Raw genomic sequence first — 14059 nt, 5'->3', positions numbered from 1 at the left:
AGCGTTTAGGTATTCTTGGGTTTTTGTTTCAATATATTCTAAGTGTTTGTCGATTTTCTTTTGATTGAAATTGGCTTTCTTACTATTGTGAGCTCGGCTTTTGGTGCCATCAATAGCTATGGTTTCACAACCTATTAAGTCGGCATCTTTCAAGAAGGAAACAAATAGTTTGAAAGTGTTTTTTAAAGCTGCAGGGTTGCTTTTTCTAAAATCGGTAATACTGTGGTAATTGGGACGAATATCCTCTAAAAGCCATTGCATTTCCATGTTTCTCAAACATTCCTTTTCTAGATCTCGACCACTTCTGACTCCGTTGAGATAACCGTATAAATACATTTTTAGAAACACTTTGCTATTGAAACTCGGGCGACCTTCGGCCTTGAGCGTTTTTATAGCGAAACCAAGCTTGCAAAGATCGATATGACCAACAAAGGCATCGATAAAACGTACCTGATTATCGGGACTTATGGCGTCTTCTAAACTCGAAAAACGCATTTGTTGGCGGGAAACTCCGGTGATGTGTTGCATCATTAAATATACGAAAAATCTTCTTTTTATACAAGTATTTTGTTATATTTGGCCATAATACAACGTAGGTTTTTTCACAGACTGACGTTGGCGGGAATGCCAAAAGAACTGCAAAGCTAAAGAATACCACTCAAAAATTTTGCTAAAGTTATCCAATTGACTAACTTTGCTAAATGAATCAGAAATTTATAAGAGAAGTTGTTTATTACGAAGATTATTATCTTGACTTTTTTAACGCTCAAAAAGAAGACGTTAAGAAAAAATTCAACTGGACTTTACAGTTAATTTCAACTCAACAAAGAATCCCAGAAAAGTTTTTCAAACATCTGACTGGTTCAGACGGAATATTTGAAGTTCGTGTTAAAGTTGGTTCAGACATTTTTAGAGTTTTTAGCTTTTTTGACAAAGGAAAAATTGTTGTTTTAGTAAATGGATTTCAGAAGAAAACACAAAAAACACCTAAATCCGAAATCAAAATGGCAGAAAAGCTAAAAGCAGAATATTTAGAAGATAAATATAAAAAGTAAAGACTATGAAAACTGAAAATAAAAAAATCACATCATTTGCTGAACATTTAGATGCTCAATACGGCAAAACAGGAACCGAAACTCGTGAAAAATACGAAGAAGAATACGAGACTTTTGAACTTGGTGTTATGTTGCAAGAAATGCGAAAAGAACGTGGGATGACACAAGAACAATTAGCATTAAAATGCGGAACAACAAAATCGTATATATCTAAAATTGAAAATAATACCAGCGATATAAGACTTTCTACATTGATGAGAATAATTAGGCTAGGATTAGGTGGTCACTTAAAGTTAAGTTTGACCGAATAAAGGCACTACCCGCCAATCGAGTAGACGGCTCCGCCAGAAACTGACGGAGTGCGCCTCTCACACCACCGTACGTACGGGTCTCGTATACGGCGGTTCGTCCCGAGGCTTCGGGATGATGGGTTGAGTTCCATGTAAATCTCCAACATTGATTGATAGCCTTTCTTCTTGAGCCGCAGTAGGGTAATTGTAGTGGTTAGAATCGGACTTTGGGCGATTCGCCAGCCTCCTTTTCTGGTTCTGCTCCAAGCATAAGCATGGTCTTTATCGATCCCTAATCGCATCAGGTTTTTCCTTTTTCGCTCGGGTTTCTTCCAGTCCGTCCAAATGCAATAGCGCAGGGGGTTGCGCAACCATCCATCAATATCTCGTAACTTTCCTTGAATACTCGTTCCCCCGATCGCGCGGATATGTTTTTTTAGATAATGTTAGCGCGGATTTGCAATCCGTGCACACAACGAGCATCGACATAGGAAATCTACAAAGTGCAAGTTCAAAAAGGGCTCATGAAAATATAATGCAATTGACCATTGGAATGGGCACGGATTGCAAATCCGCCTTTACTTTGTATTAGCTCAAAGTCAGGAGACTTTGCGCAGCTATTCACTTTGCGCAGCCGGGCTGAGATGGTGCCAAAGTCAGGAGACTTAAAGACGTTTATAGCTTCAAAAATTATTTAAATTAGCTCAAAGTCAGGAGACTTTGCGCAACTAGAGGAACCAGATTGGATTAAATCCATCGAGATGTTACTAAACATAAAAAGAGGCGCTCCACGGGAACACCTCTTTCAACATTATTTTATACTACACTTTATTGTGGCTGTACTACTGTATTTCCATCAAGAATTACAGCAGTTTGCGCTAAAGCTCTTCCATTAAAAGACGCTCCTGTTTGAAAAGCTATCCCTGTTTTTGACAAGATAATACCTTCAAAATGAGACGTGCCTCCAAAAGATGCTTTACCAGCTACCTGCCAGAAAATGTTTGAAGCTTTGGCTCCACCTTGTAAAATCACTCTTGTTGCAGCACTCATAGCTAAATCACCTGAAATCTGGAAAATCCACACATCATCTGCTGATCCTGAAATGGTAAGGTTCGCTGGTAAGGTTACAGAGCTAGTCCATTTATAAAGACCTGGAGATAATATTTGACCACCAATATTTCCTGCTCCCAAATTGAGAACATCAGGAGAAGGGCGTCCTGCTGCATCATTGTAAGCTGTAATCATATTTTCAACCGCCGTGGTAAGATTAGATGAAGTTGGAGTAACCATGTCAGCAGCAAATACTTTTCCGGTAACTTGTGCAGCCTTTGCATAACCTGTAAAATCTGTTAAAGAGAATCCTGTAATATACGATGTAGCTGCTGGACTTAGTCCTAGATCTCCTGTAATTACAGACGTTGGTACGTTAGTAATTGTCGTTTTTGCAAGAATTACATAATTCCCTGCTGAACCAAGACTAACAGCTTTTAAGCTAACCGCCGCGTTAGCCGTTGTTGTAAATTCCCATTGCTTGTTAGCGCTAAGAGCTTTTCCATCTGCACTTTTTACTCCTGTGGTTAGTGTAGCTGTATAAAGTGTATTAGCTGCAAGTACAGTTGCCGGAACAAACTTTGCAGTAGTACCTGAATATGAAACTGTTCCTAGTACTGTGGTTCCTGCTTGTTTTACTGTAAACGTTGTACTATTAATAGTTGATGCATCCATTGCGATGCTAAAGTTTACAGAAACAACTTTATTTCTCGCAACATTTGTATCACTATTTAAGGGACTAGTTAAAGTCACAGTTGGAGTTGGAGCTGGAGCCGGAGCCGATTGCGTGGTGTCGTCATTTGAACAACCCGTAAATAAGACAACCATTGCTATTGCACAGGCTAATAATAGATTTTTAATTTTCATGTTTATATGTATTTGTGAAGTTTCGAAATTATCACATTGCGAATGTAGGGTTGCTTTATATGTTTGATATTGTAAAATTATATCTTTAAGTTACATAATTCACACTTTCCTTTTATCAGCTTAAAATGGTATCTTTCATCAAAGAATAGCTATCCTAAGGAACATCTGGGAAATTCATTATCCCTAGATGCAAATTCCGTTTTCTCCAAGCTTACTTTTGATTATTTTCTTCTTCACAAAATTGTGCAACTATAATATTGTCAATTTTATCATGGTTTATACTCTGGTTTTTTAGCAGCTGGATTAATTTGGTCGTAATTTATTGCATATGCATTTTGGAGTAAAAACATCGCTTCGCTGTCGCTCGTGTCTTCCTTCGTCCGCCTGACAGGATTGCCCCTTCTTGCGCTCGTTTACCGACAATCTCCTCCTCTGCCACTCGATTATCGACAATTATGGTGCTCGATTGCATCGAGTACCCACTTCAATCAAAAAAAAAGCAGCGTTTGCAACGCGGATAATTAAACAGGAATTACAGCTATATTCGATCCATTTGCAAATTCAACAGAATCACAGTTTCATATCAAATTTTTATTCACCTGCTTGACTAAATAGATTTGAGTTGTCTGGAGCCGCCTGATGTGATCGCTCATTCTTTGGGATTCCCCGTTTGCGGGTAAATACTGCGGTATTACCCCATTATAGTGATTCAAAGAATTTTGCGATTTGGCTCAAGGCTGTTTGCAAATCATCAGGTAAATCCGCACTTGTATAAGGATGCGATGCACCAAAAACATGATTGGCATCTTCAATAATAGAGACGGTACAATTGGGCAGGTTTTTTACCAAATTTATTTCTGATACAGGAACCGCTTCGTCTTTTCCACCATGGACAAATAAAAATTTTCTTTTATCCGATTTTAGTAAATTTCGCAGATCCAGTTTATCTTTTATTTTCTGTGTGTTTTGGGCTAATTGATAATACAGAGGCATTTTTTGATTTGTTCTTCCGTTGAGGACAAATTTCACTCCGTTTTCTTTCCATAGTTTATCGTTCAGTTTTCCATAGCGAGCTACCGGGTCTAGAACTGCTGCTAAGGTGGCACAAGAAACAATTTCCGGATGTGACAAGGTATAAGCCAGAGCCGTTGCTCCACCTTTAGAATGCCCGATGAAAAATAGTTTCTCAAAATCTACGCAATCTGCAAAACTTTCCTTTTTTAGATGAACTAACAAAGCACTGATATCTTCGAGCTCTTTTCCGAAGTTATTAGCACCAAAAGCTTCTAAATCCACAAATTCCAAAGGATGCATCGGAGACGTTCCGTTGTGAGAAAAATTTAATTTTACAAATTGAAACCCCCTTTGCAAAAAGTAGTTCGCCATCAAATTGAATGCGCCCCAATCCTTGAATCCATTGAATCCGTGGCAAAACACAATGAGAGGTCGCTTTTGGTTTGGTGTATATTGAATATCGTAGCCAGCTGATTTACCTTCGGCTCCATTGTATGTCCCTTGCTGTTTCATAAGTCAATCCTTTTATAAAAATAGAATACTATAAAAAATATAATATAATCCGAAAAATTTCTGATGTAAAAACACAAAGATAGTACAATCAACTTCCATGCTTTTATCTTCAGTATCAAGAAAACCGATACACTCCTCAGGCGCTTGTTTAACGACAATTCTGGTTCTTTTTTGCAACTAGAACCAACTTACTTTTGAAAACAGAGTGTAGTGTTTGTGGTGCGGCTCATTGAAAAGGAGAATCTTAATGAGATTCCCGCGCAAAATTCGTTGTCCCTCGTGTCTTCCTTCTTCAGGATGAGAAGATTGTGTTAAAATGTCTTCTATTTACTCACTTCGCCACATTATCCGACTAAAAATAACCGAACCAGTACCACGCACGTCTATCCATTTGCAAATTTAGTAAAATTACCGTATTTTCGTTTAGCAGAAAACATTCGCTTTCAAAGCTTGCAAACCCGCTCCAGGAACCATATACATGATCGTTACAAGCCAATCTAAATTAGAAGTTGTTAAGACTGAATTCTATTTATATAAAGGAAAATGAAAATAGCTGTCTACTTAAATTTAAGCAATGAAAAAAATATTAATTTTACTCGGAGTAATCCTATTGGTCGTTATCATTATACAGCTTTTTGCTATGAGTGCACAAAAAAATATTGAAACCTATCCTTATGTAGTCAATAAAAAATATGATGCGTTTGAAATACGGAGCTACGAAGCAAGTTTGTTTACTTCCGTCCAACTCACAGGCAATAAATATAAAGATACTTCTAGTCAAGGGTTCTCCATTTTAGCAGGATACATTTTTGGCGGAAATGAAAAGAATGAAAAAATAGCGATGACCTCGCCAGTAGCCATGTCTTTGGGAGACTCCATGACTATGATGTTTATGGTTCCAAAGAAATTTAAAAAAGAGATGCTTCCTCAACCCAACCAATCACAGATTAAATTTCGGGAAGAACCTGCAAAAATTGTTGCTGCCATAACCTTTGGCGGTTGGGCAAATGATAAAAAAATAGAAAAGTATAAACAGAAATTAAAATCAGCTCTAGATGCTGAGGGAATAACTTATACAAACCGATTTTACTTTTTAGGATATAATCCGCCTTTTGAATTTTTTAATCGTAAAAATGAGATTATTGTCGATTTGAAAAGTGAGACTCTTGAGATTGTAAAATGATTATAAACAGGTTTTATAAGACAAACCAATCTTTGAAGAAATATCTATAATGGTAGGTCTATTGTATAATACGGAGTGTATAAAATATGAAACTGATTAATAAGACCAGCAACATCTAGCAAACTAGGCGAAAAAAAACCTTAAAAGCTCCTCAACTGGACTGCACCCAAAAGTTTAGTCAAATTTATTTTGAAGGAATGTTTTAGTATCAACTCGGAATGCTAGTTCGCATTAACTTTGTATCAGATAAACAAAAATCTCGTTGAATTACATTACCTTGTGCTGTAGCAATAATTAATAAAAAATCCTATAACCCCTTTAATCCTTAAACATAGCGTATTTTTGCAGAGTGAAAAAATCAGTCTCAATTATTGGAGGAGGACCTGCAGCGCTTTTACTCGCCGCATTTCTTGATCCGCAGCAATTTAATGTTACCATTTACGAGAAAAACAAAACGCCTGGAAGAAAGTTTCTTGTGGCTGGAAAAGGCGGATTTAACCTTACCCATTCCGAACCAATTACGCAACTCATTCAGCGCTATACTCCATCCCATTTTTTACAGGAAGCCCTACTAGATTTTGACAACCAAGATTTTCAAAAATGGATTGATCTCATGGGTATTCCCACTTATATAGGCAGTAGTAACCGTGTATACCCGGAAAGCGGAATTAAACCCATCGAAGTGCTCAACGCAATTCTTGATGTGCTCAATAAGCGCGGTGTTGCTATTCAATATCAACATACCTGGACGGGCTGGAACACCAAAAAAGATCTTGTTTTCAATACTGATATCGAGGTCAAATCTGACTATACAATTTTTGCCTTAGGCGGAGGAAGCTGGAAAGTAACCGGCTCCGATGGAACCTGGCTTAATCTATTCAAAACTCAAGGAATAGACGTTGTTCCTTTCAAGGCCTCCAATTGTGCTTACGGTGTAAACTGGCGCGATGATTTCATCGATTTATATGAAGGAAATCCGCTTAAAAATATAGCCATTAGCTGCGGGGATAAAAGGCAAAAAGGCGAAGTGGTGATTACGCGTTTTGGTCTGGAAGGCAATGCCATTTATGCAATCAGCCCGCAAATTCGGGAGGAGCTTACTGTTAAGCAAACGGCTACTATCTTCTTAGATGTAAAACCAACATTAAGTCAGGAGGATTTGCTTCAAAAGCTCAAAAAATCAAACCTAAAAAAGACGAGCGAAAAATTACAAAAAGAGCTTAAAATGAGTCCGGCACAAATTGGACTTTTGAAAACCTATCTTTCAAAAGAAACCTACCTGAATTCGGAACTTTTGGCACAAAACATCAAAAAGCTACGTATTGAAATCACCGGTTCTGCCCTATTGGACGAGGCCATATCCACAACGGGAGGAATTAAATTGAATGCCTTGGATGAAAATTTTGAATTAAAAATGATGAAGAATAACTATTGCATTGGGGAAATGATAGATCTGGATGCGCCTACTGGCGGCTATCTTCTTCAATCTTGCTTTAGCATGGGCGTGTATCTTGCACGCCACCTGAATGTTCTTACTTAATTTTTTGTCTTTTCTAAGGAGCTATAAATTTTATTTATTTTGCTTCAGACAAAAATAATTCTGTTTAGTAATACCTTTTTATAAACTAATCAATGGGTATCAAACTCGTGTACCATTTCGTTGGTCATAGACGGAAGGTTGGAAAACCTCTATGTATTTGATGCCATTGCGCCAACCTATCAAATTAGTACAGCATTACTAAACAGAATTTTATACATTACAAATGTAAGGTACATCCAGCTGCTGGCTTTTATATAATTTTTCAATTAATTTACGGAATTTACAGTTCGTAAAAGTAAAAGAGAGTTACATTAGGTCGTTTTATGCTTACAATCATTTACAAAGTACATTTTCATCATTCCTCTATTTTTAACTTCAATTTCTCCTCTATAATCACAATCAAAGACATCTTTAATCAATTCATAAGTGTTTTCAGATATATTAATTTTTCCTGGCTCTGAATTAGATTCCATGCGAGATGCAATGTTGACCGTATCGCCCCAAATATCATACGCAAATTTCTTAGTTCCAACTACTCCGGCTACGACAGGCCCGGAATTAATTCCGATGCGAATTTCAAAACGGGTATGCTCTAGAGGATTATTATTTTTTGAATGTGTAACAAATTCGGCAATTTCAAAAGCGGCATGTATCATTTTAAAAGCATGATCTTCGGTTGGAAAAGGCAATCCTCCCGCACACATATAACAATCCCCTACAGTTTTGATTTTTTCCAAATCATATTTCTCCATAATTTCATCAAATTTCGAGAAATAATAATCCACACTTTCTACCAATTTTTCTGGCGATAACTTTTCTGCATAATGGGTAAATCCTTCGAAGTCGGTAAATAATACGGTGACCGATTCAAATTTTTTAGCCAGTACTTTCCCATTTTTTTTTAACTCATGCGCCGTTTCCTCAGGGAGAATATTTAACAATAGGCTGTCTGACCGATTCTTTTCTTCTTCAATAATAACATTGGTTTTCTTTATAAATTTATAGCGTCTATACATACCGAAAGCAAGTAAAAAAACAAGTGCAGCTGAAACAGCGGATGAAATCGCCATAATCTGTCGGTTTTTTTTCCCCTGGTTTAGCAAATCGACTTCGGACTGTTTCTGGGAAACTTCGTAATCAGTGCGCAAATCAGCCATTTGCTGCACTGATTTGAGGTTGGTAACACTATCCCTATACGCAATATGATTCTTATAATATTTATAGGATTCTGCCGTATTTCCTGCTTTTTGATACAGTTCTGAAAGTTTAAGATTGGAGTTACTAATTTGATCTTTCAACCCATATCTTTGGGCTAATTCCAGACTTCTTTGCGCATAGATGCGCGCGGTAGTCCAGTCATCCTGTTTTAAATAAATATCAGACATGTAGGTCAGATAATCTGAAATCGCATAATAATCCTTTAGTTCCTCGAGAATTTTTATGGATTTACTTATATAGTTCTTTGCCAAAGCATCCTTTTCCTGCTCCGCATATACCATTCCTATATTCCCTAGGTTATAGGCGGTACCGCTTAAGTAATTAGCCTTCTTGAAGATCTCACCTGACTCTTTAAAATTCCTTAACGCTAAATCATATTTCTTATTTTTAAAATATTCATCTCCCGCGTTTAATAAAGCCGACGCTAAACCAATAGAATTATCCGTCTTTCTTAATAATTTGATTGCCTTGGTGTAGTATATATGGGCATTTTTGGAATTCCCCATAACCGAATACACATCCGCAATAGAAGAATAAGCGGTTCCTTGTCCAGCAATAAATTTTGCTTTGATTGCTGCCTCTTCACTCTTAAAAAAAGCATCCAACGCTTTATTCAAATCGCCCAAAATTCGCAGTTTATTTCCTTTTTGAAAATAACCTCTGTGCAAATACAAATAATTTTTTTCTAATGTTGAAAGTGCAATAAGCTCCTCCGCATATTTTAAGGATAACCGGAGATTATTTACTTCATTAAAAGATAAATTCCGAAGTAATTCTAATTTTTCGGAATTTTTAAGATTCCCTTCCTGATAAATTTTCGCAAGACTATCCGCCACTTTTTGCTCTTGGGCTAAAATACTTACGTGCACAAAAAAAACAAAAAGGGAAACTTTAAAAGGATATTTTAAAAAACTCAATAGCATTATTGGTTGACCTGTATTTTTGGGTCAATGCTAAATACGCCCGGTCGTCTAATGCCATTATTGAAAACGTTAAACATAATGGTATATTTTTCTAATTCTCCAGCGGCATTGTTACGAACAGCACCAGAAACTCTTCCATTCCCAGTCAAATTATTGCTTTTAAAAACACTACTGCCTCTACTAAGATTTATATTGGTAATATTGACGGTATCTGATGCTGTTACGCTGGATACTCCTTCCCAGATCACAGTATCTCCGGCATCTACTACCGTTAAAAAATCTTCATTACTAATTCCTGGGCCTTGCCCAAAATTACTGTTAGAATCAACATTTTGCACTGAGATCTGACTTGTGTTAACATTTAGTGTGATTACTACATTTGCCATGATTACTATATTTAAAGGTTAATAAATTCTAATGTAGAAAACTATTAATTTAAAAATGGCTGGGAAAACCAAGTAATTAAAATTTAAGGTAACAACCTAATTATAAGGCAAATATAACGTATATTTTTAAAATAAAGTAGTATATTTAAAGGATTATAATCCAAACTCATCCTTATGAATAGTGACCATCAACCAATTGACTGGAAAGAAATATTTCATCCCAAAAACATTATTTTAAATTTAGTGGGTGTCGCATTTATTACTTTAGCATTAAAGGGATTTATGATACCGAATAAATTTTTAGATGGGGGGATTATAGGCATTTCGATACTAATCCATGAAATCACCCAATTGCCATTTGGAATTCTGGTGCTGGGCTTAAATATACCGTTCCTGTTCTTAGGAAAAAGGTTGCTGGGAAAAACGTTTGCCATAAAAAGTCTGATGACTTTTTTATTGATAGCCACAAGTATGACCTTTATTCATATTGATGCCGTTACCACAGATCGTCTTTTAATTGCCTTATTTGGGGGTTGTCTTATTGGTATCGGGATGGGTTTGTGCATTCGAAGCGGTTCTACTGCTGACGGTGTAGAAATTCTGGCATTATTAACTACCCGAAAAATCGGGCTTAATGTGTCAGAAGTGATATTTGCTATGAACACCTTATTATTTCTGGCAGCTGCCTGGTATTTTGGAATTGCTACTGCATTATATTCGATAGTTACGTATTTTTCGGCCATAAAATCACTTGATTATATCGCCCACGGATTAGAACAATACACTTCCTTAAATATCATTTCATCCAAAAGCGAAGAGATTAAGGCTCTAATCGTAAAAAAATTCGGTAAAGGAATTACAGTAATTAAAGGGGAGCGTGGCTATTTGCCCGATACTTTTGATATGAAAACGGACTGTGATATCATTGTCACGGTAGTGACACGACTTGAATTACTTAGAATCAAAGATGAAATAAGAAAATTAGACCCTAAAGCTTTTATGTTTATTCAGTACATCAAAGAAGCAAGTGGAGGAATTCTAAGAAACAAACAAAAACATTCTTAAATGAAATAATTATGATAGGAGATTCAATGAAGAATGTGAGTACTAATGCCCTATCCTAAAAAATCAATAGTATTTATATGAAAAACTGGAATGCATTGTCTATAAATGTCTTGGATTGTTTAAAATCCAGATTGTCACCACTTCTTATTTACCATCATTGGAAACATACGCAACATGTGGTAAAAATAGCAGAATATATTGCTCAGCAAGAACATATAAATGAAGCTGACATACTACTACTAAAAACTGCGGCACTGTTTCATGATGCTGGATTTATCAACACTGGTACTGTGGGACATGAAGAAGAAGGCATTCGACTGGCTGAAAAAAAATTACCAGATTTTGGATACACCAAAAAAGAAATCGAAACCATTGCCGGTATGATAAGAGCCACTATAATACCTCAAAAGCCAAAAACCAAACTAGAATGCATCCTTGCAGATGCTGATCTCGAATATCTGGGAACCGATAATTTTGAGCGCATAGGAAATAAACTGTATCTGGAATTGAAACATTATAATCCAAATCTCAGCCTGCAGGAATGGAACGAAATGCAAATTAATTTTCTTCAATCGCACTTTTATCATACCGCCTATTGCATTCAAAATAGAACGGCTGTGAAAGAAAAGAACCTGAAGGGCTTGATTCAGCAACAAAAAAGTTCCTTAAAGCGAAAATCTAGCTAGTTTTGAGTAAATTTATTTTAAAACATGGCTACAAGCAATTTTGAACGAATGTTACAACTGGCTGATGAAGTTTTCGCTGTCAAAAATAATCCGGATCAGCTTGATGTAACTCAGGAAGTACTCGAGCGACTAATGAGACTCCATCCCGCGACAGTTTCAGAATATGATGATGGAAATGGTCCCGTGGCTTGGGTTTTACTTTTCCCAACCACGCTGGATTTGATGCAGCAGTTTCTGGACGCTAAAATTTCAGAAAAAGAGCTGTTTGACCGGACGCCATTGGATACTGAATATGATGCACTATACCTCTGCTCCGCTCTGGTTTTAGAGGAATATCGAAGAAAAGGAATCGCAAAACGACTGACACTGGAGGCAATTGAAAACATACGCAAAAACCATCCTTTGAAAGCACTGTTTGTCTGGACCTTCAGCAAGGAAGGGGATTTGGATGCCGAAGCAATTGCCCGTTACACTTCATTACCATTATACAAACGACCCAAATAATTGGAAACATTCACATCACTGAGTGTTTTTTTCGGTTATTATTTGCTAAAAAAACTACAATTACCTAGATTTGGCTCTAAACTTACCATTTAACCCAAACTAATGAAAGACCTTAAACTTCTGTTTATAGCATTGATACTGCTTACAGCAAACGGTTATTCCCAGAATAAAATCGATGAAATCACAGCAAAAGATGGAATCCATTACATTACTACCATTGTGGATTATCCCATAAGCGGAACTTATTTATATGAAGGTCTGACAGAGCCCATGGTCCAATTAAATCCAGATGGTACCGGGATTTTTCAGTTGGATGACTTATCAAAAACAACGATGGTTTGGGGAATGGAATGTTTGGAAGACGGGACGCCAAAATACCAAAAAGGATTTAATTATGCAGTATATACTCTTTGGTACAAAAATAAAGAAGCATCTACAGAAAGTGAGACTAATGAAGGCTGGATAAATGCGCATTTTTCTATTCACTTTGAAAAAAAGAAAATGTTTATACTAGGAGATCGAAGTAAAGACTATGTAGAATAATTTAGCCAATTGACGAATTTATTTCCGTTAGTTGTTACAAAATCAAAAGCCGAAACAGTTTGTTTCGGCTTTTTGATTTATAAAGAATGAGTCTTTTATCTATACTAATTATTTTTCCAAAAGTTTTTCACTGTAGTAGGCAATTTCATCAACAATCAATCCTTTATCATTGAAAGTGTCAATAAATAGCATCGGCATAACTATTTTTTTATTGTCTGACTTTCTGGTCATATTAAAATTCCACCACGATTGTACCACTTTTTGATCTCCCATCTCGTAGTTTAAATAATCCGGATACCCTACGACATCAATACTTGTAATGTCAAATTGTGCCATTAATTTTTTATCATTATCTTTCATCTGATCTAAAGTCATGCTCTTTTCATCTGGAGACATATTAATAGTTCTGAATTTTGCCTCTTTATCATACACACTGTATGCTTTATCATAATCCTTGTTTTCAAATGCATGGATCATCAACCTAACCTTGTTAATATAGTCGTGATAATTGTATATCGTACCGTTTTTTCTTTCATCAGAACTGCTACCAATTTCATCAAAAATACTATTGTTATTATATTTTGTAATTGATTTAATTTTATTGTTTTTATCCACCACAAATAATTGATGCAAAGGCATATCTATTTTTACACCGGTTTTTTTATGCATTCCTTTTACATCCTCCCAAGTTTGTACCCAAACAACGTCTTTTTGATTTTCATCCATATATTCCAATGCATCGGGATAAGCACCCTCCGCTCGTTTGATACTTAAATAATCAACATTATCCTTCCAGTATTTCACTCCTTTTAAAAAGGCCGCTTTATCGCCCCCTTTATCATTCCTGTTGGTGCCGTTGAAAGATTTGAAATCATCAGCCAAATAACTGCTTACTTTGTCAACGTCACCGCTAACAAAAGCTTTAGTCATAGATTCTACCACATTAATTGCCGGATGATCTACATAAATAGTACCATTCGCTTTTTTTTGCGCGTAAGTGATGCAAGTAAAAACCACCATCACAATTAGTAATGCTTTTTTCATTTTTATTACTGTTTTTCGTTAATACTACTATAAATATACTTAATTTAATTTAAAACATTGATAATCAAACACCTAAAAAGTTAATTTCATTCAAATAATTAAAACGCTATCATCCAAAATGATACAGATGCCATTTTAAAAAAAAAAATAACGAGTGATGACAAGAGAATTTCTATAG

The 14059-nt window shown here is 36.1% G+C and carries 14 protein-coding genes; 8 read left to right on the top strand and 6 right to left on the bottom strand.

Annotated elements, in window-relative coordinates:
- Positions 1–531 (bottom strand): transposase (locus ACFX5E_RS08040; RefSeq protein ID WP_379854674.1); only part of this gene is annotated, 531 nt, incomplete at its 3' end.
- 170 nt (positions 532–701) lie between these two features.
- Here ACFX5E_RS08040 and ACFX5E_RS08035 point away from each other — a divergent pair.
- Positions 702–1055, top strand: a complete 354-nt coding sequence (locus tag ACFX5E_RS08035) for a type II toxin-antitoxin system RelE/ParE family toxin (RefSeq protein ID WP_379854673.1) — start codon at positions 702–704, stop codon at positions 1053–1055.
- A 5-nt stretch (positions 1056–1060) separates the two neighbouring features.
- A complete protein-coding gene (locus tag ACFX5E_RS08030; RefSeq protein WP_143388998.1) occupies positions 1061–1366 on the top strand; it encodes a helix-turn-helix domain-containing protein in 306 nt (101 codons plus the stop codon).
- 807 nt (positions 1367–2173) lie between these two features.
- On the opposite strand, the gene ACFX5E_RS08020 is transcribed toward ACFX5E_RS08030, so the two are convergent.
- Together ACFX5E_RS08020 and ACFX5E_RS08015 are read right to left on the bottom strand one after the other, a co-directional pair.
- Complete coding sequence (locus ACFX5E_RS08020; protein WP_379854672.1) at positions 2174–3262, bottom strand: ice-binding family protein; 1089 nt, start codon at positions 3260–3262, stop codon at positions 2174–2176.
- Positions 3263–3961: 699 nt separating this feature from the next.
- The gene (locus tag ACFX5E_RS08015) at positions 3962–4789 is read right to left on the bottom strand and encodes an alpha/beta hydrolase family protein (RefSeq protein WP_379854671.1); all 828 of its coding nucleotides are present in this window, start codon (positions 4787–4789) and stop codon (positions 3962–3964) included.
- A gap of 574 nt (positions 4790–5363) precedes the next feature.
- On the opposite strand from ACFX5E_RS08015, the gene ACFX5E_RS08010 reads away from it, so the two are divergent.
- Positions 5364–5972, top strand: a complete 609-nt coding sequence (locus tag ACFX5E_RS08010) for an SOUL family heme-binding protein (protein ID WP_379854670.1) — start codon at positions 5364–5366, stop codon at positions 5970–5972.
- Positions 5973–6321: 349 nt separating this feature from the next.
- The gene (locus ACFX5E_RS08005) at positions 6322–7512 is read left to right on the top strand and encodes a BaiN/RdsA family NAD(P)/FAD-dependent oxidoreductase (RefSeq protein ID WP_379854669.1); all 1191 of its coding nucleotides are present in this window, start codon (positions 6322–6324) and stop codon (positions 7510–7512) included.
- A gap of 311 nt (positions 7513–7823) precedes the next feature.
- On the opposite strand, the gene ACFX5E_RS08000 is transcribed toward ACFX5E_RS08005, so the two are convergent.
- Complete coding sequence (locus ACFX5E_RS08000) at positions 7824–9566, bottom strand: adenylate/guanylate cyclase domain-containing protein (RefSeq protein ID WP_379854668.1); 1743 nt, start codon at positions 9564–9566, stop codon at positions 7824–7826.
- Between the two features lie 86 nt (positions 9567–9652).
- Positions 9653–10039 carry a hypothetical protein gene (locus ACFX5E_RS07995; RefSeq protein ID WP_379854667.1) on the bottom strand — a complete coding sequence of 129 codons (387 nt, stop codon included), beginning with the start codon at positions 10037–10039 and terminating at the stop codon, positions 9653–9655.
- A 174-nt stretch (positions 10040–10213) separates the two neighbouring features.
- Here ACFX5E_RS07995 and ACFX5E_RS07990 point away from each other — a divergent pair, with 174 nt between their 5' ends.
- The 4 genes from ACFX5E_RS07990 (at position 10214) to ACFX5E_RS07975 (ending at position 12837) form a co-directional block, all read left to right on the top strand.
- A complete protein-coding gene (locus ACFX5E_RS07990) occupies positions 10214–11104 on the top strand; it encodes a YitT family protein (protein ID WP_379854666.1) in 891 nt (296 codons plus the stop codon).
- Positions 11105–11181: 77 nt separating this feature from the next.
- Positions 11182–11790 (top strand): HD domain-containing protein, encoded by a 609-nt coding sequence (locus ACFX5E_RS07985; protein WP_379854665.1) that lies wholly within the window; start codon positions 11182–11184, stop codon positions 11788–11790.
- Positions 11791–11814: 24 nt separating this feature from the next.
- Positions 11815–12294: a GNAT family N-acetyltransferase gene (locus tag ACFX5E_RS07980; RefSeq protein WP_379854664.1), complete on the top strand. Its 480-nt coding sequence runs from the start codon at positions 11815–11817 to the stop codon at positions 12292–12294.
- 102 nt (positions 12295–12396) lie between these two features.
- On the top strand, positions 12397–12837 hold the full coding sequence (locus ACFX5E_RS07975) for a hypothetical protein (protein ID WP_379854663.1): 441 nt from the start codon (positions 12397–12399) through the stop codon (positions 12835–12837).
- A 108-nt stretch (positions 12838–12945) separates the two neighbouring features.
- On the opposite strand, the gene ACFX5E_RS07970 is transcribed toward ACFX5E_RS07975, so the two are convergent.
- On the bottom strand, positions 12946–13881 hold the full coding sequence (locus tag ACFX5E_RS07970) for a nuclear transport factor 2-like protein (protein ID WP_379854662.1): 936 nt from the start codon (positions 13879–13881) through the stop codon (positions 12946–12948).
- Positions 13882–14059: the final 178 nt, after the last annotated feature.

This window comes from Flavobacterium xylosi (assembly GCF_042787345.1).
In the GTDB taxonomy this organism is placed as follows: domain Bacteria; phylum Bacteroidota; class Bacteroidia; order Flavobacteriales; family Flavobacteriaceae; genus Flavobacterium; species Flavobacterium xylosi.
Note: the sequence above shows the minus strand (reverse complement) of the source record. Positions and strands in the feature narration are given on the sequence as shown.